At 43.9% G+C, this 24,592-nt stretch carries 35 protein-coding genes; 31 read left to right on the top strand and 4 right to left on the bottom strand.

What is annotated here, in order from left to right; genetic code table 11:
• Positions 1-94 precede the first annotated feature (94 nt).
• From B4K26_RS08340 to B4K26_RS08355, 4 genes are all read right to left on the bottom strand, one after another.
• Entirely contained in the window at positions 95-466 is a 372-nt protein-coding gene (locus tag B4K26_RS08340; protein ID WP_296244775.1) for a hypothetical protein, read from the bottom strand.
• Entirely contained in the window at positions 451-744 is a 294-nt protein-coding gene (locus B4K26_RS08345; protein ID WP_296244776.1) for an excalibur calcium-binding domain-containing protein, read from the bottom strand. The genes B4K26_RS08340 and B4K26_RS08345 overlap by 16 nt, the downstream gene beginning before the upstream one ends.
• Before the next feature lie 35 nt (positions 745-779).
• Positions 780-1,226: a hypothetical protein gene (locus tag B4K26_RS08350; protein ID WP_296244777.1), complete on the bottom strand. Its 447-nt coding sequence runs from the start codon at positions 1,224-1,226 to the stop codon at positions 780-782.
• Positions 1,227-1,348: 122 nt separating this feature from the next.
• On the bottom strand, positions 1,349-2,128 hold the full coding sequence (locus B4K26_RS08355) for a LexA family transcriptional regulator (RefSeq protein WP_296244778.1): 780 nt from the start codon (positions 2,126-2,128) through the stop codon (positions 1,349-1,351).
• Positions 2,129-2,236: 108 nt separating this feature from the next.
• Between B4K26_RS08355 and B4K26_RS08360 the strand changes: the two genes are divergently transcribed.
• The 31 genes from B4K26_RS08360 (at position 2,237) to B4K26_RS08510 (ending at position 24,592) form a co-directional block, all read left to right on the top strand.
• On the top strand, positions 2,237-2,485 hold the full coding sequence (locus B4K26_RS08360) for a transcriptional regulator (RefSeq protein ID WP_296244779.1): 249 nt from the start codon (positions 2,237-2,239) through the stop codon (positions 2,483-2,485).
• Between the two features lie 2 nt (positions 2,486-2,487).
• Positions 2,488-2,871, top strand: coding sequence for a hypothetical protein (locus B4K26_RS08365; RefSeq protein ID WP_296244780.1), 384 nt, complete (start codon positions 2,488-2,490; stop codon positions 2,869-2,871).
• Positions 2,868-3,050, top strand: a complete 183-nt coding sequence (locus B4K26_RS08370) for a hypothetical protein (RefSeq protein ID WP_296244781.1) — start codon at positions 2,868-2,870, stop codon at positions 3,048-3,050. The genes B4K26_RS08365 and B4K26_RS08370 overlap by 4 nt, the downstream gene beginning before the upstream one ends.
• Positions 3,040-3,249 carry a hypothetical protein gene (locus B4K26_RS08375; protein ID WP_296244782.1) on the top strand — a complete coding sequence of 70 codons (210 nt, stop codon included), beginning with the start codon at positions 3,040-3,042 and terminating at the stop codon, positions 3,247-3,249. The genes B4K26_RS08370 and B4K26_RS08375 overlap by 11 nt, the downstream gene beginning before the upstream one ends.
• Before the next feature lie 7 nt (positions 3,250-3,256).
• Positions 3,257-3,742: a hypothetical protein gene (locus B4K26_RS08380; protein ID WP_296244783.1), complete on the top strand. Its 486-nt coding sequence runs from the start codon at positions 3,257-3,259 to the stop codon at positions 3,740-3,742.
• 65 nt (positions 3,743-3,807) lie between these two features.
• Entirely contained in the window at positions 3,808-4,776 is a 969-nt protein-coding gene (locus B4K26_RS08385; protein WP_296244785.1) for a hypothetical protein, read from the top strand.
• Positions 4,700-5,323: a hypothetical protein gene (locus tag B4K26_RS08390; RefSeq protein ID WP_296244786.1), complete on the top strand. Its 624-nt coding sequence runs from the start codon at positions 4,700-4,702 to the stop codon at positions 5,321-5,323. Before B4K26_RS08385 ends, B4K26_RS08390 begins: the two co-directional genes overlap by 77 nt.
• Entirely contained in the window at positions 5,320-5,493 is a 174-nt protein-coding gene (locus B4K26_RS08395) for a hypothetical protein (RefSeq protein WP_296244787.1), read from the top strand. Before B4K26_RS08390 ends, B4K26_RS08395 begins: the two co-directional genes overlap by 4 nt.
• A gap of 140 nt (positions 5,494-5,633) precedes the next feature.
• Positions 5,634-6,044 (top strand): hypothetical protein, encoded by a 411-nt coding sequence (locus tag B4K26_RS08400; protein WP_296244788.1) that lies wholly within the window; start codon positions 5,634-5,636, stop codon positions 6,042-6,044.
• Positions 6,045-6,089: 45 nt separating this feature from the next.
• Positions 6,090-6,671, top strand: a complete 582-nt coding sequence (locus B4K26_RS08405) for a hypothetical protein (protein WP_296244789.1) — start codon at positions 6,090-6,092, stop codon at positions 6,669-6,671.
• 5 nt (positions 6,672-6,676) lie between these two features.
• Positions 6,677-7,030, top strand: coding sequence for a hypothetical protein (locus B4K26_RS08410; protein WP_296244790.1), 354 nt, complete (start codon positions 6,677-6,679; stop codon positions 7,028-7,030).
• A gap of 333 nt (positions 7,031-7,363) precedes the next feature.
• Positions 7,364-7,552 (top strand): hypothetical protein, encoded by a 189-nt coding sequence (locus B4K26_RS08415; protein ID WP_296244791.1) that lies wholly within the window; start codon positions 7,364-7,366, stop codon positions 7,550-7,552.
• Entirely contained in the window at positions 7,515-8,363 is an 849-nt protein-coding gene (locus B4K26_RS08420; protein WP_296244792.1) for a DUF6414 family protein, read from the top strand. The genes B4K26_RS08415 and B4K26_RS08420 overlap by 38 nt, the downstream gene beginning before the upstream one ends.
• Positions 8,364-8,733: 370 nt before the next feature.
• Positions 8,734-9,294, top strand: a complete 561-nt coding sequence (locus B4K26_RS08425) for a putative metallopeptidase (protein ID WP_296244793.1) — start codon at positions 8,734-8,736, stop codon at positions 9,292-9,294.
• A 30-nt stretch (positions 9,295-9,324) separates the two neighbouring features.
• Entirely contained in the window at positions 9,325-9,798 is a 474-nt protein-coding gene (locus B4K26_RS08430; protein ID WP_296244794.1) for a DUF2280 domain-containing protein, read from the top strand.
• On the top strand, positions 9,779-11,044 hold the full coding sequence (locus tag B4K26_RS08435) for a PBSX family phage terminase large subunit (RefSeq protein WP_296244795.1): 1,266 nt from the start codon (positions 9,779-9,781) through the stop codon (positions 11,042-11,044). Before B4K26_RS08430 ends, B4K26_RS08435 begins: the two co-directional genes overlap by 20 nt.
• On the top strand, positions 11,041-12,549 hold the full coding sequence (locus tag B4K26_RS08440; RefSeq protein ID WP_296244796.1) for a phage portal protein family protein: 1,509 nt from the start codon (positions 11,041-11,043) through the stop codon (positions 12,547-12,549). The genes B4K26_RS08435 and B4K26_RS08440 overlap by 4 nt, the downstream gene beginning before the upstream one ends.
• A 35-nt stretch (positions 12,550-12,584) precedes the next feature.
• Positions 12,585-12,815 carry a hypothetical protein gene (locus B4K26_RS08445; RefSeq protein ID WP_296244797.1) on the top strand — a complete coding sequence of 77 codons (231 nt, stop codon included), beginning with the start codon at positions 12,585-12,587 and terminating at the stop codon, positions 12,813-12,815.
• A gap of 82 nt (positions 12,816-12,897) precedes the next feature.
• Positions 12,898-13,698, top strand: coding sequence for a phage minor head protein (locus B4K26_RS08450; protein ID WP_296244798.1), 801 nt, complete (start codon positions 12,898-12,900; stop codon positions 13,696-13,698).
• Positions 13,699-13,823: 125 nt separating this feature from the next.
• The gene (locus tag B4K26_RS08455; protein ID WP_296244799.1) at positions 13,824-14,051 is read left to right on the top strand and encodes a hypothetical protein; all 228 of its coding nucleotides are present in this window, start codon (positions 13,824-13,826) and stop codon (positions 14,049-14,051) included.
• Positions 14,029-15,234 (top strand): S49 family peptidase, encoded by a 1,206-nt coding sequence (locus B4K26_RS08460; RefSeq protein ID WP_296244800.1) that lies wholly within the window; start codon positions 14,029-14,031, stop codon positions 15,232-15,234. The genes B4K26_RS08455 and B4K26_RS08460 overlap by 23 nt, the downstream gene beginning before the upstream one ends.
• The gene (locus B4K26_RS08465) at positions 15,234-15,614 is read left to right on the top strand and encodes a hypothetical protein (RefSeq protein WP_296244801.1); all 381 of its coding nucleotides are present in this window, start codon (positions 15,234-15,236) and stop codon (positions 15,612-15,614) included. Before B4K26_RS08460 ends, B4K26_RS08465 begins: the two co-directional genes overlap by 1 nt.
• A gap of 11 nt (positions 15,615-15,625) precedes the next feature.
• Positions 15,626-16,720, top strand: coding sequence for a major capsid protein (locus B4K26_RS08470; RefSeq protein ID WP_296244802.1), 1,095 nt, complete (start codon positions 15,626-15,628; stop codon positions 16,718-16,720).
• A gap of 53 nt (positions 16,721-16,773) precedes the next feature.
• Positions 16,774-17,109, top strand: coding sequence for a hypothetical protein (locus tag B4K26_RS08475; RefSeq protein ID WP_296244804.1), 336 nt, complete (start codon positions 16,774-16,776; stop codon positions 17,107-17,109).
• Between the two features lie 3 nt (positions 17,110-17,112).
• Positions 17,113-17,550, top strand: a complete 438-nt coding sequence (locus tag B4K26_RS08480; RefSeq protein ID WP_296244805.1) for a gp436 family protein — start codon at positions 17,113-17,115, stop codon at positions 17,548-17,550.
• An 8-nt stretch (positions 17,551-17,558) separates the two neighbouring features.
• Entirely contained in the window at positions 17,559-17,996 is a 438-nt protein-coding gene (locus B4K26_RS08485) for a phage virion morphogenesis protein (RefSeq protein ID WP_296244806.1), read from the top strand.
• Entirely contained in the window at positions 17,993-18,415 is a 423-nt protein-coding gene (locus B4K26_RS08490) for a phage tail terminator protein (protein WP_296244807.1), read from the top strand. Before B4K26_RS08485 ends, B4K26_RS08490 begins: the two co-directional genes overlap by 4 nt.
• A gap of 12 nt (positions 18,416-18,427) precedes the next feature.
• Complete coding sequence (locus B4K26_RS08495; protein ID WP_296244808.1) at positions 18,428-19,180, top strand: hypothetical protein; 753 nt, start codon at positions 18,428-18,430, stop codon at positions 19,178-19,180.
• 90 nt (positions 19,181-19,270) lie between these two features.
• Complete coding sequence (locus B4K26_RS08500; protein ID WP_296244809.1) at positions 19,271-19,702, top strand: hypothetical protein; 432 nt, start codon at positions 19,271-19,273, stop codon at positions 19,700-19,702.
• A gap of 67 nt (positions 19,703-19,769) precedes the next feature.
• Positions 19,770-23,387 (top strand): hypothetical protein, encoded by a 3,618-nt coding sequence (locus tag B4K26_RS08505; RefSeq protein ID WP_296244810.1) that lies wholly within the window; start codon positions 19,770-19,772, stop codon positions 23,385-23,387.
• Between the two features lie 2 nt (positions 23,388-23,389).
• Positions 23,390-24,592: a hypothetical protein gene (locus tag B4K26_RS08510; protein ID WP_296244811.1), complete on the top strand. Its 1,203-nt coding sequence runs from the start codon at positions 23,390-23,392 to the stop codon at positions 24,590-24,592.

The raw sequence follows: 24,592 nt of genomic DNA on the forward strand, positions 1-24,592 counted from the left end.
TATTTTCTATTATTTCAACCAAAAACATAGCTATCTATATATGAAGCTTACCTAAAGTTAATCATTCTTAAGTAAAATCTACACCAACTCCAATCTATTGCTTGACAGCGCACGCTTTCAACCCAACCTCTCTAGCCTCACTCAAATCGGCACCTTTCTTAATGCTATAAGGCACGTTTGGCGTTATACCTGTCAGTTTAAGTATGTTAGCGGCCGCCTTATTAAGTGGTGTACCAACATAAGATTCGTCAGTAAACCCTACGGGGTTAAAAAATACTCCACGTCCAAACTCTACATGATAGTTACAAGATATTTCTCCCGGGGTAGTGAAAGGATAGGGCGTATTATGATCAGCACCCCAAAACAATTCTTGCACTATCACATAACCATCACCTGTACGTTTCTGTTCAATCGGTGTACATGCAGCTACGGATAGAGCGGCTAGGATGATTAACCACCTGGACATATTGATTCGCATGGTACGCCGTCCTTGTCGCGGTCCAGCTTAGTATTGCCACACTTCAATGCTAACTTAGCCTGCTCACAACTAGTCATCTGCCCACAGGTGCGCGGTAGGCCCTTGCACTGAGCGCCGCCTTTCCCTTTAGCAAATAGCGGATGATCAACTTCGACAGATTGTTTTAAGGTGGTATTGCTTTGAAAGGGGTTGTCTATTGTGGTCACAGCGCTATTGCTTGATAGAGCAAAGATAGATAGTGCTGCTGCTAGTAGTAGTTTATGCATGGGCAAAGTCCTTTTTATTGAACCAACGAACTGTATTATTCAGCTAAATATTCTGCGGCATAACAAGACGTTTCAACATTGGCCTCAGCTATGGTGTCAGGAAATGCGTACTGAAAGTCACCAGATGAAAGAATGCTTTTGCCTGAGCGCCATGAATCCAGTACCTCATCTTTAAAACCATAGGTTATAAGGCTGTTTAGGAAGAAGGTATTTTGACTACAGTTTATATACAGTTGCGCTTTAGTGTAATACTCTCCCTTTTTTCTGTTTGGATGCTTGTTTATATATGTCCCTTGCACTACCGCTGATATGTATTCGGAGCCGTACTTGTCACCCGCAACACTTACATGTACAGGTCTGACTGAGTCTAAATCCAAAAATGACTGATAGTTGTTATCATTAGTTTTCCCTAGATCAACCCAGTTAGATGCGTAGGACGTAAAGGGAAATAATAAAACGCTAAATAATACATATTTATTCATAACTACATCCTTGTATCAATCCCAATCCAAAGCCTCAGAATACACGCACCATCCCAATGGCAGCGTGTCGACTGGCTTGGCAAACTTTAGAAAGTGGCATATCCAGTAGTATTCGTAAGGTTTCATAAGCGCCTCTGATTCCGATTTCTATATCGCACATACTTACTATCAACTATCCCTACCAATTGGCACTCGCTCATCGGTATTATTTTCTGATCAGGCCAATCGGGGTTAAGAGGTTTTAAGTACATATCTTCTGGCCCATCACCAAGCACAAGCTGCTTAAACGTAGCTTGTTTATCGTCATTACAGTGAATAACGATTAAGTCGCCATCCACCAATTCCCATGGTGTTATCTCTGGCTCAACGTAAATAATCTCATCGGGCTTAAACTCAGGCCACATACTACGTCCCTGGATAATCAATCCAAACGCCTTATCAGACAGGTGCGTAGGCCTAGGGATCCATTCAAGAACATCATCTAACGTTGTAGGCAGAACGTCACAAAAACTACCAGCGGCCACCCAACTGATTACTGGCAACATTCCATTCATGCCGTGATCAATTGAAACTCTTTGCGTGTCTTTGGGGTCAGTAGGGTTGAAAGCTTCTGTACTTCCGCCACTTTGCATGGTTCTTATTTTGGCTTTTAGCTCATTGACGGTAGGGTTGTTTTTTGAAAGCTCGCCATATTCAAGATAAGCCGCTGTTACCCCAAGAGCGTCGCTAATTTTTTGCATTCCTTTGTTTCTAGGTTTAGCAAAGCCCTCACAGTATCTACGAATCATTTCGTAGCTGATTTTTGTTTCACTACTTAATCCATTCTTATCCAGACTCTTGGCATTCATTAAATCTGTGAGTCTTTTTGCAAACTCAGGATGCTTAATCTCTAATTCACTCATTTTATTCCTACCCCTAGTAGTAATTTACATTCTAGGTCATATATCTCCTTGCGTCATCACTATTAAAAGTAGTATATTACTACTTAAAGTAGTAATAGGAGAAAAGATATGACATCAAAAACAGCTTTAGAAAAAGCATTCGGTATTTTGGGAAATCCTGCCCAACTTGCTTATGCGCTAAACATTACCCCCTGGGCCGTTTACAAATGGAATGTTAATCGTCCACCTAAAGAACGCTGTCTAGACATCCAAGATTTGACTAACAATCAAGTAACCGCTGAGCAGTTACGCCCCGATATCAATTGGGAGTACGAGCGCGAACAGCGGAAACTAGCTCAATTAACAGAGGAAGCCTAACCATGACAACCAAGTCAGTAAATCAATTATCAGATGAACAGTCTGCATGGTCACGCAATATGCAATCCCAAATCATGCAATCAGTTGCAGTAAATAAGCAATCGAATGTAGCGGACTGCATCGGGGTAGATACGACCACGGTTGGGCGCTGGTTGGATGCCAAAAACCCTGATAGCAAGATTGTTCAATTCTGCGACATGCTTGCTTTTTGCGGCTTAAAGGTCGTACCTGCTGACATGAAGTGCTATGACGCGGCAAAAATTGACATCTTATTCCGTTTGGCCAAAGACAATTTTCAGCGTTTAGAAGAAGTTGACGACTTCTTTCATGATGACGCTAAGACGCAAATCGCAGAAGGCACTTATCGGCCAAGGGGTGTTTTATGAAATCTACAGACGATAGAGCAAACGACGAAGCAGACCGCCATGCTCAGATGATGCAGATGCAGCGGAAACCTAAACAGATCGGCACGATTGGCGCCACAGACGCAAAAAGAGTGCCGCCAGCGTATCTGGCAACAGTTGCATTAACTTGGCACAAAACAGGAACGGATTATGAAAAGTGAACACGGCGCATATCTCGAATTAGCAATCGACGCTCAAGAAGAGCAAAAGAAACTAAAGGCTCAGAACATGAAAACCATCAAAAAAGAAAACGACCGCAAACAGTCGGTCAATCAGCAGTTTTGGCACAGCATAAAGAGCGTCGTTTTTGTTATAACCTGCGCGGCCATCGCTGTTTATACACTTATTCATTTTGCGTGAGGTTGATATGTACAGCAAAACATTAAGCAATCCATTGCGGAGCAAGATTGAAGCAATAGTGGCACAGAAAGCGATTCATGGCTCAGTCAAGCATACCGACTTTAACGGTATAAGAAACAAGGCATCGGTACGCGCCGTCTTAATAGATATGGGTTTTAAGCCATGCAACGAAGCAAGTCCAGTTACATGGAAGCGACCAAAACCCCCTAGAGGTTTGAGAGTAGCGAATAGTGCAAAAGCTAGGGTAGTTGACGGTGAGCAGAATGTAAAACGCAGTGTTGGCAGGCCTAAGACAACCAGTGATATGCCCACAAAAAAAGGCCAGCAGGTCTTAGAGCAGTTGCTAGAAAAAGGATTTTACGATGTGAATGACTTCGAATTGTCGCAGTCTTACCTGAGCAATATTGTTGGACAGATTCGCGAATTGGGTTACACGGTGAGTGGTACCACAGGGAAAAATCAAAGAGTTGTCCGTTACGAATTAGGGCAATAAAAAACCCCGATCAGGTGCAACTGGTCGGGGCTTGGTACTTACTAACTTAGAAATTGGAGTATGACATGACTATGATGAATGAGCAAGGTGTGATGATGGATAAATGGTTTAAGACACCAAATGCGGTGGTAGACGACATAACAGGCGATGTTATCAGTCCACAGGCTGCTGCCATCTTAAATTCAATTATACGCTTCACTGAGGGTATGCAAGGGCGAGAGTGGGCGCAGATACCCCATGCTTTCTTTATGCGTAAAACTCGAGCAAAGAGGCGCGAAACTATCGGTAAATACATCAAAGAATTGACCGACAACAAACTCATCAAAGTGCAAAAAATGAATGGCAAAACTACCAGTTATTCTATCAATTGGCAGTGCGATATTTGGTATCAAGTAGCCTCTGTTGCCACTAAAACCAGTACGGATGAACCGTACCGCTTGAAACGTACCAGTACGGATGAAGTGAAAGAACCAGTACGGATGAACCGTACCGCTTTTGCCGAAACCAGTACGGATGAACCGTACACTTATAAAGACATTAAAGACAATAATAAAGAATATATATATATAAGCGAAAACGAAAAAAACGACGACGTGATTTCAGTGATGAATAAAAACGCTCAATCAATTTTAGATTGGCAAGCACCTAGCAAAGAAACTATGCAAGCAGAATTAGTCAGAGCAGGATCAGCACTTCAGATGACTGACGATCAGTATCAAATTTACGTTGGTGATTTTAAGGCTCACTTCGAGCAAAACGCTTTAACTGGAAAACCTCTACTTGGTGATAGGAATAGAAAAAATAGATTGAGGCAGTGGTTAGAAAATAAGGCAAAGAAACAACCTAAATCAAACATATTCCAGGGGAACACTAATGCGAACACTCAACCAGCTAACAACCAGCATCAACAGTACGACACCAGCACCACAGCAGGCTATGCAGCTAAGCTCGATGCAGATGCAGCCGCCTACTATGCAGAGCAAGCAGCAATCGCCCAGCAATCAGCTAACGGAAGCACTGAGAACGCTTTTTAAGCAGTGGAAAGCATGGTTTAAAAACAAGATGAAAACTCGTGATGATGATTTTGATTGGTCTTTCGATATGGTTTTAGTTTGGGCTCGTTATCTCACCAAGAAAGCAATTACCCAGTCTGAATTCAACAGAGCCAGTGAATTATCGTTTGATCAAGATTGGATGCCAAGCAACGCAAAAGAATTTTTGGCACTGGTACGCACACAGCAAACCAACGAATACCCATCAGCACAAGCAGCCTTTGATAATGCGTGCAACCAGTGTGGATTGATTGAAGATCGATATGTTAAGCGCCAATGGGCCCATGCAGTGGTGTTAGAGACAGCAAACCGTATTGGTTGGGGCAAACTTAAAAACGCTGATAATTACTTCCTGAAGACGTTTACCAGTGTTTATGAGCAGGTCGTCACAGAGCATCAAAACGGGGCCAAGTTTGTTATTCCTCAGTCACATCAGGTCGAATACGAGCGCACCGTGGTAAAGCCTGGTAGTGAAGCAGACAAGCGGATTACTGAGCAGTTGGCAAGTTTGAGGAGATTGGCGGTATGAGTGATTTTATATGTAATAACTGTGATGCGATGCAAGACACTACCGATTGGATTGAGTATGGCGGATTTGATGGAGATGAGTTTGTTATTGCTTGCAGTAGTTGTGACGAAGATATGGAGGTTGCGACAACGGTTGTTGTCAGTTATCAGAATTTAGCGAATAGGTACTAAACATGAAAAATATAATCAACAAAAAGACGGTGCAAGGCACTGAATGGATTAAGAGTGATACCGTAGTTATTACTTACACAGACGGCAGCAAAGAAACCATGAGCCGAACCAGTTTCAATCAAATTATTAAGGGGTAGGTGATGACCATAGCAAAAATCGGTATCGATACAGGAACCAAGACGGGCATTGCAATATCAGTTGGCGGCTCACTACAGCGAGTTGAGTCCATGACAATCACCAAGGCCATGCAATTGGTTTCTGAATATCCGCCTGGTACCACTAAATTATTTATTGAAGATGCACGTAAATGGATTGGCTTCAACGGCAAGACCAAAACCACTGATGCAAGATTGCAAGGCGCAGGAAGCGTTAAGCGCGATGCAGCAATTTGGGAGGACTGGTGCAAAGAGAATGGCTATCAAGCGGTATTCGTCAAACCGATGGGTAAAGGTCTCAAGAAGTCAGCGGAAGAGTTTAAGCGCATTACTAAGTGGACAGGCAGAACGAATGAGCACAGCAGGGATGCGGCCATGATTGTTTATGGCAGATAACGCAGTATAAAAAAGTATATTGATGAATTAAATTGAGGACTCAAAATGACCAAACTATTAGCTAAAAGATTCGGTACCAGTCCACGCTTAGAGTTGCTCAGCGGTGAATGGCTGAAGCAAGGACTAGGCGCCAAGACCGTAAAATTTGATATTGGCCAAGGTGGATTGCCGCCAGAAGTAAATTGGGAAGATAAAGCCGCGGCTATTGGATTAATCAAGAGCAAAACAGGTAAGGCGTTAGCTTCGCTCTTAGTATGGGGCGATAACGAACGGTACGACTGGTCAGAGGCGTTTAATGACGTGGTTAACCACTTAGCAGCCAACATGATTAAATACTGCGTAGAGGACAACAGAGGCGCACCTAAGAGCAAGTACACGCTTAATGAGCTGGCTTACAAGATGGCACGGATGACATTACATTTTGAGTTATATAATTTATGGCCATTATATTCAGTCGAAGGGCGTTTATTGTTTAGTGGCATCGAAATGTCAGCGAGCACCTACAGCCATATCTGGACCAAGTATCAGGACAAAATGCTGCATGATATCGAATATCTTATGAGATTTATTAACAACGATGTGGCTAATTATCGTTTTAACTTAAACGACAAAGAATTAAGCGAGTAATGATTATGCAGGTATATAAAACACAGGAACAGATAGACGCTGATCATAAACATTTTGAATTAATGGCAGCAGCAGAAAGAACGTCAGGTCCAAGTAAGGACGAGATTGCTAGACGGCATAAGAAATACAAGCAACGAGCCAAGAACCTAGCAGGGCTTAAAGGTGCTGATAAAAATGCAATACTCTATGAGCGCTTAATATTGAAGCAGCGACTTGATGAAATAGAAGACCATTTAATTAAGGCTGAGCAAGTAAAGTGCAGTAACTCAGATTGTGGTATTGATTATGGTGAAACTTGCTGTATGGGCGAGTTTGACATCAAAGACTGCCGATATTTCCAAAATAGCTTTACTGCTTGACCCTTGATTGCAGTTGATGCTATATTTACTATACTGGCGTAAGTTGTAAGTAAAGCCAAAATATCAGGTGTTTAGTTAATTCTAAGCGCCTTTTTTGTTGCCAGTTTCAATCAACACATGCCAGATAGAAGCAAGTGCAAAATAAATGAATACAAATATAGGAATTAAATTCTACATATAATCATGTTAATATACTTTACTATATAAATATAATGGCGTGGGTTATAGGTTTTGTATTCGCGTTTCATCTATGCCTTTATGGTTAAGGTAGATGCTTTTTCAAAATGTCTGTATGTTACCTATCATCATACTTTCATCGGTAAGGAGAAGGTTATGAAAAATGAAAGCGACAACAAGAAAACCTCTGAGAACCTAAATCCTGCAGATGTGTTGGCGGATGCAACAAACACTTATTTTAATATGTTGAATAAATCTTTAGCCAAGTACAATAGCCATAGGGATTCTAACCAGAAGGAAATAAAGAATGGCACAAGAATTACCAATCATAGAATCTCTCTTTGACTTCTTTTATTTGGACAATAGAAAGATAAGTTCTTTCTATGCTCAGCTAACCGGCAATGGTTCTATTGAATCATATAAAGAAATACACGGTATTTCTGATGAAAAAGCTATGGAAGCTACAATAGGCGTACCAACTGTTACTGGTGGAAAGCTTGGAACAAAAGGCTCCTCAAATAGTGGTGGCGAGCGTTTTTATAATGCTACTGACACAATGCCTCGTGAAATGATTGATAAGCTAGACGAGTTGGGGTTTATAAATCGAGAGTTAAGCGAATCTAACTTAGGTCAGTTAGTCCTAATGAAAGGAAAGTTAGGAATCGTAGATGTAAATATGCTTAGAGGAATTGTAGAGCCAGCTCTGAACTTCTATCTAAGGGAGGCTAAAACATCACAAGACAAAGCTGAACGTGATCAAGCTAAAGAAATAACCAAGGTTAAAGAGGATTTAATTGCATTTATAAAAAATGTTCCTTTTGCGATACAAAGCCGTTTTTTAGTTGAGGTCAGTAATAGTGTGCAAGAAGTATGGATGACCTTAAATAGGGATGAGCTATCAACGCCAACTCATGATACAAATTTTAAGCATGGTGAGTTTATGGCTGGCGAATGGTATTTGCTAGGAGTGTTAGATGCCTTGCCACATGATGATTTCACATATGAATCTGAAAGTGACTCCGATCTTCAAGGCGTAATCAGAAGCTTTGTTGAGCAGTTGAAAAACATGGCTGGTCGTCCTAATACGTCCTTTGGTATTACACCGATAGCAATTTTTAGAAGCATTGGTACTTCTTTAGGTGGTAATGCAGATTAATACCCTACAGTAGGGTCTTGTATTACACACGAGGGGTAAGCTTGATATTTAAATTAGGTGGCTGGTTAATTCTAGTCACCTTTTTTATTGCCTACGTTTTGCCCGATATGGAAAATCACATATCGGGCTTTTTTATATCTACGATTTAGCAGGGATGCTATGACAAACAAACAGCTCTATGTCAGTTATCACGATAGAGATAGCACAGACGCGCTCAAGGCGCACAGACTAAAAACATTGAGAGATAGGGCGTGCCGTGGCGATAGTGATGCAAGGCGGTATGTTGATAAGATTGAATTAAGTAAATAATCCTTTTTGCCCTCACTTGCTCGTGCAGGGCATTTTTTATACTCGCTAATTGGAGGTGAGCATGTTAGCAAGACCGGTACCACCGAATGACATGCCATCGTTCTTAGCGGCCCCAGAAATACACGAATGGCTACACGATACGATACTTGATCCTGATCATGAATGGTTTAACCGTGACCATCAGCATCTACTTGATTATGAGTTTCATGAGATATCTTTTTTATGGGCCCAAGGTGAGTACATCAAACAAGGTAAGCAGATATTAGGGCAATGCGAAAAGGTCATGATGATGGCCGGCGGTTGGAAAAAAGCACGTCAAGAAATGTGGTTTGAAGACACATTGGGTGCGGTACCGGATTATCTAATCACTTTAGATGCCAATTATTGCCGTGACTGTACAGACGCTGAGTTTGCTGCATTGGTTGAGCATGAGCTGTATCACATCGTACACAAGACAGATATGTTTGGTGATCCTGCATTTAGAGCAGACGGTAAGCCGGCACTTGAGATAACGAGCCATGACGTTGAAGAGTTCTTTGGCGTGGTCAGAAGATATGGCGGTGATGAGGCGGTTATTAAGATGGCTGAACTACAAGATTGTGAGCCTGAGATTAAAGGCTAAATTATATACTGTGTAATACGGAGTAAGAGAATGGCAACCCTTAATAATAAGGTGAAAGCCTTTATTGTACAAGGGCTTGCTACCTATATGATGCCTTCAGAAGTGGCGGAGGCTGTCAAAAAAGAATTTGACTTAGAAATAACACGTCAACAAGTATCGTCTTACGATCCAACCAAAGCATCAGGAATGAATCTTGCCAAAAAATGGAAGGACCTATTTAAGCAATTCCGCGATGACTTTAATAACGACATCCAAGCAATACCGATTGCTAATAAAGCGTATCGATTGAATATGCTCGACCGTATGGCGCGTGATGCTGAGAAGTCAAAGAACAGACCTCTAGCAGCAAGCTTACTTGAGCAGGCAGCTAAGGATGTTGGTGAAGTATTCACTAATAAGCAGAAGGTAGACAATACGTCTAGTGATGGTTCGATGGCGACCAAGCCAACAGTAGTTAGGCTGGTTGCACCAAAGGTAGATGAAAATGGGCGAGCAATTAAATGATGAAGTTTATGCCGATGTAGTCATACCAGATAAGCTAATACCAGTATTTAGTGCCAAGTCGCGCTACAAAGGCGCTTACGGTGGCCGTGGTAGTGCTAAGACACGTACATTCGCATTGATGACAGCCGTAGAGGGTTATCGACTAGCCGAAGCAGGCGCTAGCGGCATAATCCTATGCGGCCGTGAGTATATGAACTCACTAGAAGAGTCGTCGCTAGAGGAAATCAAACAGGCGATACGCTCAGTTGGTTGGCTTAATGATTACTATGAGATTGGTGAAAAATATGTTCGTACCAAGAATAGGCGTGTTGCTTATGCGTTTACTGGTTTACGTCATAACCTAGACAGCATTAAAGGTAAGTCGCGCATATTACTTGCTTGGGTAGATGAAGCTGAAAACGTCAGTGAGGCTGCCTGGCGCAAACTGCTACCAACAGTACGTGAAGATGATTCTGAGGTTTGGATAACTTGGAACCCTGAGCACAAAGGTAGTGCAACAGACAAACGATTCCGGCAGAAGCATAACGAATTTATTGTTGAGATGAATTACAACGATAACCCGTTCTTTCCGGATGTTCTTGAGCAAGAACGACTTAATGATCAAGAAAACCTGGATGATGCAACTTACTGCTGGATTTGGGAAGGTGCTTATCATGAGGCTTCAGATGCTCAGATATTTAATGGCAAATTTGTTGTTAAAGAATTTACAAGACACCCAACATGGAATGGGCCATATAACGGCTTGGACTTTGGTTTTGCTACCGACCCAACGGGCGCGACAAACTCATGGGAACATGATGGCACGCTCTATATTGAATATGAAGCATGCAAAGTCGGTCTTGAGATTGACGACACGCCGGATTATTTGAAAGACAATATACCAGGTATTGAAAACTACGAGTTGATAGCAGATAACGCTCGACCTGAGTCAATCAGCTACCTGAAACGTAACGGCATACCGAAGATTAAGGCATGCGTTAAAGGTAAGGGCAGTGTTGAGGATGGCATTGCTCACCTCAAAGGTTATAAGCAAATTGTTATCCATCCACGTTGTACCGCGACCGCCAAAGAGTTTAGGCTTTACAGCTATAAGACGGACCGGTTAAGCGGTGAGATACTGCCTGAGATTATCGATAAGCATAACCACTTAATTGATTCGCTCAGATATGCACATGAGCGCACCATGAAGCGTGGTGCTAATACTAAACGACATAGAGCCACAGCTGGCAAACGGACGTACAGATGACAGACATGACTAAAAAGCCGCGTTATCGTGTCAAAGCTGGCGGCACACTAAGCCAAGAGCAAGCGATTGATTTGCGCGGTAAGTTGTTTTACCAACAGCTCATACGCCAAGATACTGACGAGATACTCAAAAAAGCAGGTATCAGTCGCTATGCGCTTAAGACACTACTTACTGACCCTGATATTGACCAAGCAGTCGATAGACGTACTGAGGAGTTAACAAGCTCGCTTTATACTTTGATGCCGTCTGAGGGCAAGGTCGCTGAGTTTATCTATGAGCAATTAGATTTGCATCTTGAGCCGATATTACAAGGCGTCATTGATAGCAAACTCTACGGCTATGATGTTGCCGAAATGGTATGGGGCAAAGATAGCAGCGGTCGCAATGTTGTTATTAAGCTGACAAGTAAGCCGATTGATTGGTTTGAGCCTAAAGCTAATGGCGACTTATTGTGGTATCCCAACGATGGTAGCAACCCTAAGACCGTTAGCGACCAAGATGATTATCAGTATCGCTATTTATTGCAGCAGCACAAGCCAACGTACTTGGAGCCAAAAGGTAAGTCACTATTAAGCCGTGTTTACTGGTTGCATTATTTTAAGACGAATGGCTGGCGTTTTTGGTCTAAGTTCTTAGAGCGCTTTGGTAGTCCGCTACTGATAGGTAAGACGGATGCGGCAACCGAAGATGACGCGCAAGACTTTGCCAACGCACTGCTAGCGGCTCATAACTCCGGCGTTGTTACGGTTGGTATCGACGAGGACGTAACACCAGTAACGGGCGGCAGTCATGGCGAGGCGTTCGTTGCTTATAACGATGTGACCAAGCAAGGTATCACTACCTATCTGCTAGGTCAGACGCTGACAAGCGGCACGGATAATGGCGGTACTTACGGACAAGGCAAGATACACCAAGAGCAGCAAGAGATTATCTTTAACAGTGACCGCAAGCACGCGCTCAAAGCGGTACAGCAATTTATTGATATTATCTGTTTAGCCAATGGTTATGACGCGCCAGAGTTTAAGTGGATTGCCAAAAAGGTTATCCCAGTTGACCAGTTGGATGCTGACAAGAAAGCCTATGACATGGGCCTGCGCTTTAACAAATCATACTTTGTTGATGAATTAGGTTATGAAGAACGTCATATCTCACACGTTGAAACGTTTGCGGGTGCGACTACATTACCAATATCGGCCAAGGCTAATTCATTCGCTAGCAAAACATGGCTGCCATTTAAAGCTGCTGACAGTGATAGCGAATTTACCAACGAGCAAATGGAGCTTGAAGCAGTAGCAGATGATGCGCTAAATGCGAGCGTACAGCCTTTTGATACTAATGCGGTGCTATCAGCTATAAGTAACACTACGGACGTAGACAGCTTACGTGAGGCATTATTTAACCTATGCGGTGATGGATTGGCTGAGAGTGAATTCACTCAGTTGGTTAATACCGCGTTGATGGTCGCTGATGTGCACGGTTTTGCTGATGAATCGAGTGAGGTTTGATGTTATATTAACCCTATCAAAACAAGGAGTTAATAATGGAAGTTACAAAGCTAGTTAATGATATAAAAAGCGATTTACAAGCGGTTGAAATAGCAGGAAAAACCCCTGCTTTAATACGGCTACACCCTTTATATCATAGGACCTTTAAAAGATTTAATCCTGAAGGTTTTAAAAGACATACATCTGCTGATGAATATTCAACATTTCTTGGTATTCCAATTCAAGAGGATGTAAAGCAAAAATACTTTGAGATTTTCGTAAATTAACACTTAAAACGTTTTAAGTAGGTACAAGAGCTCTTTCAATCGAATAGGGCTTTTTTATTGTCAAAAATAAAGTGAGTAACCAATGGCAACGACAACAGCAGGATTTGACGTACAGTTTATCGAAGCCATTGCTTACGCTTTAAACCGTGAGGTGGTTTTACCTGATAACTACTACAACGTCATGACACCTATCCAACGTCAGCAAGCGGTATCTATTGCAGGGCTTGCACAGACTGAGCAGATTAAGCATGTGATGGGCTTGGTCAATGAGCAATTGGTTGATGGCGGTACGTTTGCAGACTTTCAAAAGGCGGTCAAAGCGGGCGATATTGATATTAATCTACCAAAGCATCGGCTAGATAATATCTTTCGTACCAACATCCAAGGCGCTTATGGTCGCGGCCGATGGTATCAACAGCAACAGAACAAAGATGAACGTCCTTACCTGATGCGCGATGGCATTAACGATATTAGACAGCGCCCAGCGCATAAAGTGCTAGATGGCGTGGTCAGACATATTGATGACCCATTTTGGCAACAACACTATGCTCCAAGCGGTTATCGCTGCCGGTGCATAATGCGCTCACTCACCAAGTCCCAAGCTGAAGCTAAAGGTATAACCGTAGATGACGATTTACCAAGTGTGCCAAACGATAAGGGCTGGATTGGCGGCACACCGGCTCAGTACACAGGCAACATGAATCAACTGGTCAACAAAACTATAGCCGAACTCGCTATCACGTACTACAAGCAGTCAGGTACAATATTGGCAGCAAGACAACGGATTGAAGCGGCTATCACAGTTATGTTGGCACAGCCTATACCTGAGCTTGCTGCGATGATTGACGAGGCTAAAGAGCTTATAGAGGAGCAAGAGGCATGAATAAGCGCAAACGAATAATAGAGGTTATCGCGCTGATAGCTGATATAGCGATGACCATCTACACAAAACGCAAGAAACAAAAACAAGACCGCCGATAAGGGCGGTTTTTTAATGGGTGAGTATAAATGACTAATTTAGCACTTATAGCCGGGCGTCTTGTGAATACTGAGAACTTACTATTCGTCGATGCCACGCCTAACGTCAACGGTGGGTTTGATATATCTATCGTGATGGTTGGGAATGTTGTTAAAAAGGTTGGAGAGACTGACGACCAAGGTAGTGCTACGGCTTATATAGAACTATTGCATAACGAAATCAAAGGCAAAAAACATGAACTTACAAGCAAAGATTAAGCGCGATATTGACAGTCATGCGCTCATGGCTTGCCACGACTTACAAGGCGAGCTTGCATCTATCGACTTCAAGTCTTTAGCGCGATACAGCGATGATGATAGCGAACCTGCTTACACAGTCGAGAATGGCGTAGCGACTATTGATGTGCGCGGTCTGTTGGTGCCTGAAACCTCAAGCGACTATCGCTCATGGGGCGTGACAGGCTATGCAAACTTGGCGGACTACATTCAGCAAGCTAATGATGATTACACGGTTGAGCGTATCGTTTTAGATATCGATAGTGTTGGTGGTTATGTTAAAGGTCAGCACTTAGTTGACGACACTTTGGCAAACATTACGAAGCCGATTGAAACGTTTGTCAGTGGTAATGCGTATTCAGCAGCTTATCGCATTGCAGTGCAGACCGACCAAATCACAGCGTCACAGTTTGCAGGCATTGGCAGCATCGGCACCATAGTCAAGCATACAGAGCGAACCGGTTACTTAAAACAAATAGGCGTCAAGGTGACGAATATCCGTAGCGGTAAATGGAAGGCTGTGTTTGGCGATGATGAGCCGTTGAGCGATGAGCAAGAGGCAGAAATACAGGCTGGTGTAGATGCCAATGCTCAAGAGTTTTTTGAGCATGTGGCAAGTCACCGTGGATTACAAGCTGACACGATTGCAGCACTTGAAGGGCGGTGTTTTGAGGCTGCCCAAGCAAAAGAACTAGGTCTAATTGATGCGATTGCGGATAGCGTGGCAGCGTCGAGCAGCACCAAACAGAGCAACACGAATCCAAAAACCGAGGGGGAATCAATGGATTTACAAGAGGCGCAAGCCAAAATCAAAGCGCTAGAGACTGAAAAAGCTCAAGCGGTACAAGAGGCAGCCGACGCAAAAGCCGCCGCGCTAGCAGCGCAAAACGCATTAGCAGAAACGCAAGCGGCAACCCGTCAAACAGCTATTGAGAAATTAGCCGCTGATACTGGTCGCACGTTTACTGAAGACCAGGTGACCGCGTTTAAAGCGATGGACGATGCACAGTTTGCTGTTGCTGAGTTTATGGCAAAACCAGTTGAGCCTAAAGTACCTGATTTGCCAGCCGGTCTTGATAAAGAGCAAGCAACCAATGGGCGTCAAAGTGGCGAAAGTAAAATTCTAGCGGCTGTTGAAGCCGCAAAAGCACAAGGAGCTAAATAATGGTTGATTTCACTTATACAACCGAGCAGTCGTTACCAGTTGATGTGAAGCCTATCACTGATAGTGTCGTACCGACTACGGCAACCGCTTACCACAAAGGCGATCTGCTAAAAATTGCTGCTGACACCAACGTAGCGACGCATAGCGATAGCTCAACTGGCGCACAAGCTGACTGGCATGTTATCTGTTTGGCTGATGTGACCGCTGAGCAAGCAACTGAAAAACTAGCGATGGGTGTTGAAATGCCGGTCTACGTTGCAGGTAAGTTTGATGTTGCACAGGTCAAGCTCAATGGCGTGGCACTTGATGAGACTCAAAAACTGGCAGCGCGTGCGTATGCTAATCGCTCAACTAAAATCACGCTTAGCGTTGTTAAATAAGGACAGAATCTATGGCTACTTTTGTATTTGATGATGCGCAAATTGAAACCGCATCTTTTGAGGAGCTTGGCGCGGTTTATGACCACAGCAAGCCAGTTGATAGTTTTTTACGTGACCGTTATTTTGGTAATCCGATTTACCTAAATAGTCAAGACAAAGTGCCAGTAGGTGATATTAAAACCTATGTACCACTTGCACCAGCCGTACTGCCGACAGCGCAAGGTCGTGTGATTAAAGATAAAGTTGAACTAAACGTAAGCTATATCAAAGCGCCTTACTTAAAGCCCGCCTGTATCGTTGAGCCATTGAGTGATATTGACGCTAAGATGCAAAAACTATTGCAGTCTATGCGCGTTATCGCAACCAATGCCCCAGGTGTGCCGCCGACCTTGCAAGACGAGTGGGAGATGGCAGCTGCTAACTCTTACTGGACTATCCGCCAGTCAATCGCTGCACGTATTGCTTTGATGTGTCGTGATGCCTTGTTGTACGGCAAAGTAGTCGTACAAGGTGATGATAATGCGGGTGTGACCGTTGATTATGGTCGTCATGCTGACTTAACGTTCGGCCCACTTGTCGCATGGGACCAGGTAGGCGCAACGCCTTACGAAGATATTCGTAAAATGGTCAAAAACTTAACCAAGCACGGCAAGCGTCGTGCGGTTGATGCGCTCATGTCTAGCCGCGTATTTGAAGCATTGGCGGACAATGAAACGTTTAACAAGCGCTTTACCAATGCGCTTGATACCAACGCTACCCGCGTGTTTGGCGGTGGCTTCGGTGGAGAAACAGAAGCAACCTTACGCGGTACTTTAGACGGTATCGAGTTTTGGACGTATGACGTTGAGTTTGAAAAAGAAGACGGCACAAGCGAGCTTATGATTCCAGAAGATGGTTTTTGGTTGGTGTCTGAGCGTGGTAATAACTTGTACTTCTGCATGATTAAACATCGTAAAAACCCTGCTAAGTTAGCGATGGAATTGATGCCCTATCATGTGTTTGGTGATAACCCATCGGTTGACGAGTTTATTGCTGATTCAAGCCCATTGCCAGTGACCATCAATAAAAACGGTGCCACTGGTGGTACTGGTTTTATCACTCTTTAATCAACCCATAACTTAATGGCCCACTTAACCGTGGGCTTTTTTTGGAGCAAATTATGTCTAAATTAATGTATATCGCATTGCAAGCTATTGGCCAATACAACACGGGTGATCAAATCCCAGTCGTTACTAATGACGAGCTAGAAGCAGCCGTCAAAGATGGTAAGGCGATTGAAGGATTGCCAAAAGCGCGCGCTGAATTTTTACTAAGTAAAGGTGCTATCAAAAAAGCTGAAGCCGAAGATGATGCTGATAATGGTGATGGCGGCGAAGTGGTCGAGCTTGAAGGATTATCAAACGATGAGTTAAAGGCGTTACTTGATGAAGAAGGTATCAAGTACAACAAGTCTGATACTAAAGCCGAGCTAATCGCGCTATTTCCGAAGGATTAAGCCATGTATGCGACTCATGACGATTTAATAAGCCGCTTTGGTGAGCTTGCTATAGCTGAGCTTGAGTCCATGCACAATGACGGCTTGCTTGCAGTCACCAATGCGCTATCAGACGCCAGTGAGAAGATGAACAGCTATTTATCCATACGCTATAAAACGCCATTGAATAAGACTGAGCATTTAAAACTGGTGTGCGCTGATATTGCTCGCTATTTGCTTTATATGAACGAGCCGACCGACGAGGTAGAGGCGCGTTATAAAGAAGCGCTTAAATGGCTGCAAGACGTGGGTGCGGGTAAAGCGAATGTGACGTTTGCTGAGCCATTGACTGATGACGAGCAGCAATCGACTTACATCAAACCTGCTGTACCAATCGGTGATAGTTATCGTGGTCAAGTCTTTGGTGATGATGTGTTCGCTACCATGCCAGGCTTTAAGTGAGGTGAGTCATGATTGACGCAAACTTATCAGGCGGTGACGAGATAATTAGACGGCTGGGCGCTTTGTATTTTGATAATCAAAAAATGCAGAAGTTTAGCCGATTAGCTGGCGCTGAAATGGTACATCAAACTGAGGAGCGTTTTTATAATCAGCATGATTTACAGCGGCAACCGTGGTTGCCATCTAAACGAGCGCTAGAGCAAGGCGGTAAAACGCTGCGCGATACTAGCCGCCTATTATCATCATTGACCTATATTGCGCTACCTGATGGCGTTAAGTGGGGCACTAATGTTGTTTATGCTCGCATGATGCACTACGGCGGCACTAAAGCAATGTTTCCTCACTTGTGGGGTGATATACCTGCTAGGCCATACATGGGCATGAATGACGACGACAGAGCGAGCGTACTCAACATCATCAATCGAATTATGGACGTGGACTTATGAGTAATTATTTTGCGGTAGGTCTTGGCCTAATCGAGCATTTAGAGGCAAAAGCTGCTGAGTGGGGTGTTAAGCACGTCGGCACCGTCGCTAGTATCAATAAGATTAATAAAAACGTTACACCTGCGCTTTACGTTATTAACACAGGTAACAATCCAAACGCTAATGGCTCGATAGACAGTCGTGACGTACAGCAATGGACGGTCGTTGTCGCTGTGAGCAATCAGGCAGCACAAGATGACGTTAAGGCACTTATGCAGTCATCAGGCGAGCTTGTGAGCAAGGTTATCAATCATGTGCAAGGCTATCAGCTTGACGACTATCACGACGCACTAGAGCGCACCAGTACAAGCGGACGGCCTGATTACTTTAGTACGTTCGCACTATATCCGCTCACTTTTCAAACTACTATTACGCCATAGGAGACAATCAACATGGCAGACAATAAGCAACAATCACACGCTTTTATCGGTAACGGTAAAGTGTATTTTACGCCAGTCAAAAATGGCGTAGAGGGCAAGCCTTTTTGGGTTGGTGTCGCAAACGCTGCGTCTTTTGGTCACTCAGTCGAGGACGAGAAAGAGCTTAAAGAGTACCACTCTGGCAAAAACCAAACGTGGGATAAGTACGACGGTGACAAATCAACCACGTTTAGTATTACGCTAAATGAGCGCCGCCAAGCAGCCATGCAAGCAGCACTGCAAGCGACTGTAACCGAGGTTGCTACTGGTACGGCTACGGGCGAAGAACATGCTGTCTCAGAAGTGGGTGACATCCTATTTTTGAAACATAAAAACGTGACTGAAATCACATCGTTTAAGGATAGCACAGAAGTTACTGCGCTTGATTTGGTCGAAGGCATCGACTACACGATTGATAAAAAATACGGCACGATTGAGCTACTAGAAAAGCAAACGCTTAAATCACCGCTAATCGTGACTTATAGCTACGGCACAGCAACAGTCATGAAGCCGATGACTGATGATGTTGATTACTATCGTATTCGCGTTGATGGCCTAAACAAGGTCGGTCAAAAAGATAAGCAAGTCGTTACGGCGTACCGCGCCAAGCTGTCACCCGCCGATACGCTCGATCTAATCAGCGACGACTTTAGCGAGATGACGCTTGAAGCCGACTTGATGTACGACGAAGCTGAAGATGCGACGTATGAGATTGTGAAACTGTAACGTATGGGTTGGTCGAATTACCGACTGACCTATTTTTATTTAACTAAGTCATTGCGTGTCGATGGCTTACTCAAATAAAAAGGATAAATTATGCGTACTAATGCACAAACCAAACTGACAAATACAGCTACAGGCGCGGTCATCGTCTTGTCAGACAGCCTTTATCCTGATGCTGAGCACGATTGGTCGGCTATCGTATCAAATGCCAAGTACGCGCTAGACGGTACGATGATAGTCGAGCAGTCGGTAAGACAAGCAGGGCGACCATACGTGATGCAAGCGCCTGACGGTCACGGCGTACTCAGTCGAGCAACGGTTAATGCGCTCAAATCTGAGCGTGACAAGCTAGGCGCTACCTTTTGGCTAGACTATCTAGCAGATGGTGCAGTTAAGCGCGTTAAGGTCATGTTTGATACAACACAAGACGCTATCAATGCGACGCCAATCAAGGGCAGCACAAGCCCAAAGCTGACCGATTACTACAATGTAACGCTTAAATTCTTAGAGATACCAAGCGTGTGACCTTATTCAATTATTCAGCCCTTTATTTAGGGCTTTTTTAATGCCTAAAATTTGACGGATGATAACGATGGCAATTACTCAAAACGATTTACAGCTTTTAAAAGCCGAGGTTCAAGCTGATACTGATGACGGCGGCGGATTGCCAACAAGTAACGTGGTTGCCGATGGTGTATCAAATAACTTATTTCCCGATGTGTCAGACCTTGACCGTCAGATTGGGCGCGTCCGCTTGCGTAAAATCTTTATGGGCGTTCAGACGGCAAACCGTGACCTATTGCAAGCAGCGCGATTGATTTTTACCGAGCTGCCTGCCAATCCTAATATCAGCGTTTTCGCATTTAAAGCGACATCATTTGCAGATAAACGTAGCGATGCTCAAAACAAGATTGAGTCATATCTTGCTTTTGGCTCAAAATGGGCGGGGCATTTACTTGAAACTCAATTAGCAGGGCAGCGCGTTATTCAGGTGTCACTTGATAAAGGCGATCAGATACCAGCAGTCGGTCAACCGCTTGTTATCGTGCAAAATGAGGGTCAAAGCGACGAGTATTATCAATACATCCGTCCACTTAAAGTTGATACCGTAGAGCGCAGATTTCAACGTACGGTTAGTGAACCGGTAACACGTACTGTTGCGACGATTGAGTTTGGCGATACGCTAAACAAGACCTTTAACGGCTTAACTGTTCCTGAATTTTACCAAAATGCTAATACAAGCAGACGCGCTATCTTACGTGAAGCTCGCGTTGCTGATGCTGCTAAATATTACAGCGCCAGTCGCTTAGCTGAGCCAGTAGTAGCAATGGCCAGCCGTCAGGTGCGACTAGATAGCATCTATACGCAGGTCGTGCCTAGTACGCAAGTGGAAACGCCTATTTTGCAGCGTGACCCTGCAAACCAAGTCGCTACTCAAGCGCGTGGCGATGGTATGATCGCAATCAGTCAGTCGGTCAATGTTGCGACCAACACCGCGTTTAATTTGCCGTCAGGTGTCGCAGTCGGTACGCTTAGCTTATCGGTTGGCGCTCAGAATCTAACAGACCGTAACGGCGAGCTAGTTAATAGCAACGGCTTAGCCTATGCCTCGATTAAGTACGGCATTGGTCAAATCACTTGGTATGACCTACTGAGTCTTGGGCAAACGACAATTACGGGCAGCTATAAGCCTGCAAGCGAGTTTACCCGAGTAGCGCAAACTGACTATCAAGTCGTCGATGACAATGCAGGTTATAACTATGTGCGTGAGCTTGGTGCTGAACCAATACCTAGCAGCCTAAAAATCACTTATACGGTAGGTGGTAATAACTATCTCGTACACGATGACGGACGCGGCAATTTAATCGATGATGACGGCAACGGACGCGGGACAGTACAGGGCAAAACAGTATTACTCACGACTGCTGCAATCCCTGATGCTGCAAGCTATATTATTTATAGTTTTGGCGTGGATTTAGATACAGTCAAATATGGCGAGCAAGCGCTGGCACCTGCTTATCACGCGGCTATTATCGAGGACGAGGTGGTCGGCGATATTACTATCACATGGGGCGATGATAAAACAGCAACTATGAGTGATGGCGTTATTACTGGCGATGCTACGGGCACGTATGAAGGTAGAGAGCTGCATATCGCACCAAAAGAGACAGTCGCTAAAGACACTGCGTTTACTGTGACTTATAACAAAGTCTTAGACTCGATGACTACGGCTATCAATGCGAGCCACTCACCGCAAAACTCTAGCGGCGTATTTACTGGTAGTATTGATGTTGCAAGTGCTATCGAGGGCGTAGATTTACAAGTTGCGCTTAGCGATCAGCGACAGCCACAAGTAATGATTAATTTAGGTATCGCGGACAACAATAACAGCTTGTTTGTAAAAGGTGTATTTTATCCGTCTTATCAACACACGCAGCAATACTCAGGCAATACGGCAACGACAGACACTAAACTATCTTGGATGCCCTATACTAGCAGTAGTGCTAACGATTGGACGCCGGTATTAGTAAGTAGCAGCGTAAACAAATCAACAGGCAAAATCGACTTTACAATTAAGGTGACGCGAAAAAAGAAAGTGACTGATGTTGTAATGGTTGGCGGTATCAATAAAAAGCCGTTATTTTCCACTAGCAACGTTGATGAGTCGTTATTTATTGAGACCGCACAAGTGACGGGCATAGCAACACTAGGCGCGTCAACCGAGTCAGCGACTTTTGACATGACTGCTGATAAATTGTTAATAGCGCCGCCAGTAGCGTCAGACACACCAGTCGTCAGCGGCTCAGTGTTTGTCGATGCGCTCGGCTATAGTTTGCGCGATGATAACGGCAGAGTAAAAAATGGCGATGATGTGGTCGGCGATATCAATCTCGACTCAGGCGTGATTGAGCTGACAACGTGGCAAGCAGGGCAGCAAAACACCGCTACGCTCAAGTCAATGCTGCGCGAAAATGACCCAGTGCCGCTCGCTAATTTGATTTTTAGAACGCCAGTGGCACCGCTTAAAAAAGCATCATTGCAAATCAGTGCTGAATTAGCAGATGGTACAGCAATATCACTATCGACAGATGAGCAAGGCGCTATCACTGGTCATGCGTTTGCTCACGGCGAGGTTGATTTTAAAGCGGGCGTTGTCGCGCTGTACTTTTATGAAAAATTAAAAGTCAGTGACAATCCCGATGTAGTTAATGAGCCGTGGTATAGCGCAGAGTACGTATATAGCGACGGCGGCACAAACTATATCAATAAACCGATATACGTTAAGCCGGACTCAATCCGTTATAACGCGATTGCTTATAGTTATTTGCCATTAGATAAAGAGCTTATCGGACTTGATCCGGTGCGCTTACCAACTGACGGTCGTGTGCCGTTTGTGCGTAAAGGTGATAGCGTGGCTATTACTGAGCTTAAAACAATGGCGCTGCCAACCAATGAGCCTAATGATAGCTTTGACTTAGGTTTTGAGCGCTTATCTGATGTCAATGTCATAGATGCTAATAATTTAAAAGTTAATAGCGATTATCTCGATGTTGATTTAGACGCAGGCACATTAATGCTCAACGGTATGTTTGATATGTCGTTTTACACCGCGCCACTCACTGCTAAATATCGCATTATGGATATTGCGTTGGTCATTGAAACTGATATATCAGGTCGTGTGACGCTATCAACGCCTATCACGCATGACTACAGCACCGATGCTATTTTATCATCAATGCTGATTGCAGGAGATATGCAAGCAAGGGCATATAACGTGTTTAGTCAAAAAACATGGGGCAGTGTTTGGTCTGATACACTGATAGGGGAGTCTGCCGTAATTCAGTTGCAGACGGCTAACAACCCTATCGTTGTGACTAACAAAGACGCGATTACCGAGCAGTGGGCACTTGTGTTTACCAGTGTGACTGAGTTTAGGATTATCGGTCGGACGCTTGGTCAAATTGGCACAAGCTCGGTTAATTCGAGAACAGCGCCAATTAATCCGCAAACTGGTCAGCCCTATTTTGTTATCGAGATTGCAGCTTGGGGCGGTGGTGGCGCGGCAGGAAATGCGATACGACTTAACACGCAAGCAGCCGCCTACCCGCTTTGGATCGGTAATGCAATCGGACAGCACGTAGGTAGCAGCAAAGATAATTACGACTTTACTGTGGCGTACCATGCAAATATAGACAGAGAGAGAGAATAAGTATGATTATCAACTCAACACCGAGCAACGTAACGTGGTTTTCGTCTGCCCAATCAAGTATGCCAACCATTAACAGCATGGACGAAAATGGCATTATTAAAATATTAGACGCCTGCCTAATCAACGGAGGTATTGAGCGCTCAGTTTTATCAGTCACGATTGATGGTAATAAGGTGACGCTTGATTTTGGCTCAGGTCATGGCTTTAACTTATATCAGATTATCTATATCAGCGGTGCTGATGACGTGCTCATAAACGGCAATCACAAAGTCATTGATATGACTAACAACACGGCAACGATTGAGGTTGTAGGCGCTCTTGTTGATACAGGTGTTATTAAAGCTAAGATTGCACCGCTCGGCTATGAGTCAATCTTTGGCATGACCAACCCTTTAAAGCGTGCTTATCGCAGCCTCGCTGCATCGTCTGCCAAGCGTGTAATATATCTTGATATGAGCTACCCTGATGGTGCAGGATATCATGCAACCGCACCTGCGCGTCGCGCAATGATTGATGTTTGCGAGGATATGCAAACGCTTGGCGTTGAGATTAATAGCTACACAAGCGCAATTAATAACAAGCCGACCAATAAAAATGGCGCTTTGTTCTGGTATCAGGCTCGCGGCGCGACAAAATCAACAGGTATCGACAGCTTTACTGTACCTTGGATGGTGGTAGGGAATGGTGATTTCTTTTATCTGTGCATTGGGTTTAGCTCTTACTCTTCCTTCAAATCAAGTGGCATGAAAGAAACATACGGTTTTGGCGAGTACATAGCGCTTGATAAGACGGTAGATTCTACATTTTTAATAGCGCCCAATAGTAATGACGACTCTGTGACTAGCTACTACAGTGAGTTTGGTAGTAATTTCGGTATGTTATCAAGTAATTATATTTTCTCTAGCGTAGATGGCGCTTTCAACAAAAGCATAATTTCTTTTGCAGCCGATATTGGCGGCTATTCAGGTATAACTGGTGGTTCATACCCATCGCCTAGCGGTAACTTTTTATTTACATTGCCTTTAAAGGTTTTAGATACTACAAAATCTATCATCGGCTTTATGCCTGCCTATTTATTTATCGAGCATCAAATGTTAGGTAATAATGACGGTCAGGTGATTGATGGCTGCTTAATATCAAGGACGCAGAGGTCAAATACCAACTCACCATCACCTGCCAATGTCGGCTTTTATGTGGGGATATAG

The organism is Psychrobacter sp. UBA6766, from assembly GCF_002453355.1.
Taxonomy (GTDB): domain Bacteria; phylum Pseudomonadota; class Gammaproteobacteria; order Pseudomonadales; family Moraxellaceae; genus Psychrobacter.

Excerpts from the sequence above, each read along its gene's own strand:
- B4K26_RS08450 (WP_296244798.1), top strand. The coding sequence starts at position 12,898 with ATGGCAACGACAACAGCAGGATTTGACGTACAGTTTATCGAAGCCATT.
- B4K26_RS08505 (WP_296244810.1), top strand. The coding sequence starts at position 19,770 with ATGGCAATTACTCAAAACGATTTACAGCTTTTAAAAGCCGAGGTTCAA.
- B4K26_RS08440 (WP_296244796.1), top strand. The coding sequence starts at position 11,041 with ATGACAGACATGACTAAAAAGCCGCGTTATCGTGTCAAAGCTGGCGGC.
- B4K26_RS08460 (WP_296244800.1), top strand. The coding sequence starts at position 14,029 with ATGAACTTACAAGCAAAGATTAAGCGCGATATTGACAGTCATGCGCTC.
- B4K26_RS08490 (WP_296244807.1), top strand. The coding sequence starts at position 17,993 with ATGAGTAATTATTTTGCGGTAGGTCTTGGCCTAATCGAGCATTTAGAG.
- B4K26_RS08370 (WP_296244781.1), top strand. The coding sequence starts at position 2,868 with ATGAAATCTACAGACGATAGAGCAAACGACGAAGCAGACCGCCATGCT.
- B4K26_RS08400 (WP_296244788.1), top strand. The coding sequence starts at position 5,634 with ATGACCATAGCAAAAATCGGTATCGATACAGGAACCAAGACGGGCATT.
- B4K26_RS08420 (WP_296244792.1), top strand. The coding sequence starts at position 7,515 with ATGGCACAAGAATTACCAATCATAGAATCTCTCTTTGACTTCTTTTAT.
- B4K26_RS08410 (WP_296244790.1), top strand. The coding sequence starts at position 6,677 with ATGCAGGTATATAAAACACAGGAACAGATAGACGCTGATCATAAACAT.
- B4K26_RS08430 (WP_296244794.1), top strand. The coding sequence starts at position 9,325 with ATGGCAACCCTTAATAATAAGGTGAAAGCCTTTATTGTACAAGGGCTT.
- B4K26_RS08480 (WP_296244805.1), top strand. The coding sequence starts at position 17,113 with ATGTATGCGACTCATGACGATTTAATAAGCCGCTTTGGTGAGCTTGCT.
- B4K26_RS08345 (WP_296244776.1), bottom strand. The coding sequence starts at position 744 with ATGCATAAACTACTACTAGCAGCAGCACTATCTATCTTTGCTCTATCA.
- B4K26_RS08360 (WP_296244779.1), top strand. The coding sequence starts at position 2,237 with ATGACATCAAAAACAGCTTTAGAAAAAGCATTCGGTATTTTGGGAAAT.
- B4K26_RS08500 (WP_296244809.1), top strand. The coding sequence starts at position 19,271 with ATGCGTACTAATGCACAAACCAAACTGACAAATACAGCTACAGGCGCG.
- B4K26_RS08415 (WP_296244791.1), top strand. The coding sequence starts at position 7,364 with ATGAAAAATGAAAGCGACAACAAGAAAACCTCTGAGAACCTAAATCCT.
- B4K26_RS08390 (WP_296244786.1), top strand. The coding sequence starts at position 4,700 with ATGCAGCCGCCTACTATGCAGAGCAAGCAGCAATCGCCCAGCAATCAG.
- B4K26_RS08350 (WP_296244777.1), bottom strand. The coding sequence starts at position 1,226 with ATGAATAAATATGTATTATTTAGCGTTTTATTATTTCCCTTTACGTCC.
- B4K26_RS08355 (WP_296244778.1), bottom strand. The coding sequence starts at position 2,128 with ATGAGTGAATTAGAGATTAAGCATCCTGAGTTTGCAAAAAGACTCACA.
- B4K26_RS08380 (WP_296244783.1), top strand. The coding sequence starts at position 3,257 with ATGTACAGCAAAACATTAAGCAATCCATTGCGGAGCAAGATTGAAGCA.
- B4K26_RS08435 (WP_296244795.1), top strand. The coding sequence starts at position 9,779 with ATGGGCGAGCAATTAAATGATGAAGTTTATGCCGATGTAGTCATACCA.
- B4K26_RS08340 (WP_296244775.1), bottom strand. The coding sequence starts at position 466 with ATGTCCAGGTGGTTAATCATCCTAGCCGCTCTATCCGTAGCTGCATGT.
- B4K26_RS08475 (WP_296244804.1), top strand. The coding sequence starts at position 16,774 with ATGTCTAAATTAATGTATATCGCATTGCAAGCTATTGGCCAATACAAC.
- B4K26_RS08445 (WP_296244797.1), top strand. The coding sequence starts at position 12,585 with ATGGAAGTTACAAAGCTAGTTAATGATATAAAAAGCGATTTACAAGCG.
- B4K26_RS08425 (WP_296244793.1), top strand. The coding sequence starts at position 8,734 with ATGTTAGCAAGACCGGTACCACCGAATGACATGCCATCGTTCTTAGCG.
- B4K26_RS08365 (WP_296244780.1), top strand. The coding sequence starts at position 2,488 with ATGACAACCAAGTCAGTAAATCAATTATCAGATGAACAGTCTGCATGG.
- B4K26_RS08470 (WP_296244802.1), top strand. The coding sequence starts at position 15,626 with ATGGCTACTTTTGTATTTGATGATGCGCAAATTGAAACCGCATCTTTT.
- B4K26_RS08395 (WP_296244787.1), top strand. The coding sequence starts at position 5,320 with ATGAGTGATTTTATATGTAATAACTGTGATGCGATGCAAGACACTACC.
- B4K26_RS08485 (WP_296244806.1), top strand. The coding sequence starts at position 17,559 with ATGATTGACGCAAACTTATCAGGCGGTGACGAGATAATTAGACGGCTG.
- B4K26_RS08385 (WP_296244785.1), top strand. The coding sequence starts at position 3,808 with ATGACTATGATGAATGAGCAAGGTGTGATGATGGATAAATGGTTTAAG.
- B4K26_RS08455 (WP_296244799.1), top strand. The coding sequence starts at position 13,824 with ATGACTAATTTAGCACTTATAGCCGGGCGTCTTGTGAATACTGAGAAC.
- B4K26_RS08510 (WP_296244811.1), top strand. The coding sequence starts at position 23,390 with ATGATTATCAACTCAACACCGAGCAACGTAACGTGGTTTTCGTCTGCC.
- B4K26_RS08405 (WP_296244789.1), top strand. The coding sequence starts at position 6,090 with ATGACCAAACTATTAGCTAAAAGATTCGGTACCAGTCCACGCTTAGAG.
- B4K26_RS08495 (WP_296244808.1), top strand. The coding sequence starts at position 18,428 with ATGGCAGACAATAAGCAACAATCACACGCTTTTATCGGTAACGGTAAA.
- B4K26_RS08465 (WP_296244801.1), top strand. The coding sequence starts at position 15,234 with ATGGTTGATTTCACTTATACAACCGAGCAGTCGTTACCAGTTGATGTG.
- B4K26_RS08375 (WP_296244782.1), top strand. The coding sequence starts at position 3,040 with ATGAAAAGTGAACACGGCGCATATCTCGAATTAGCAATCGACGCTCAA.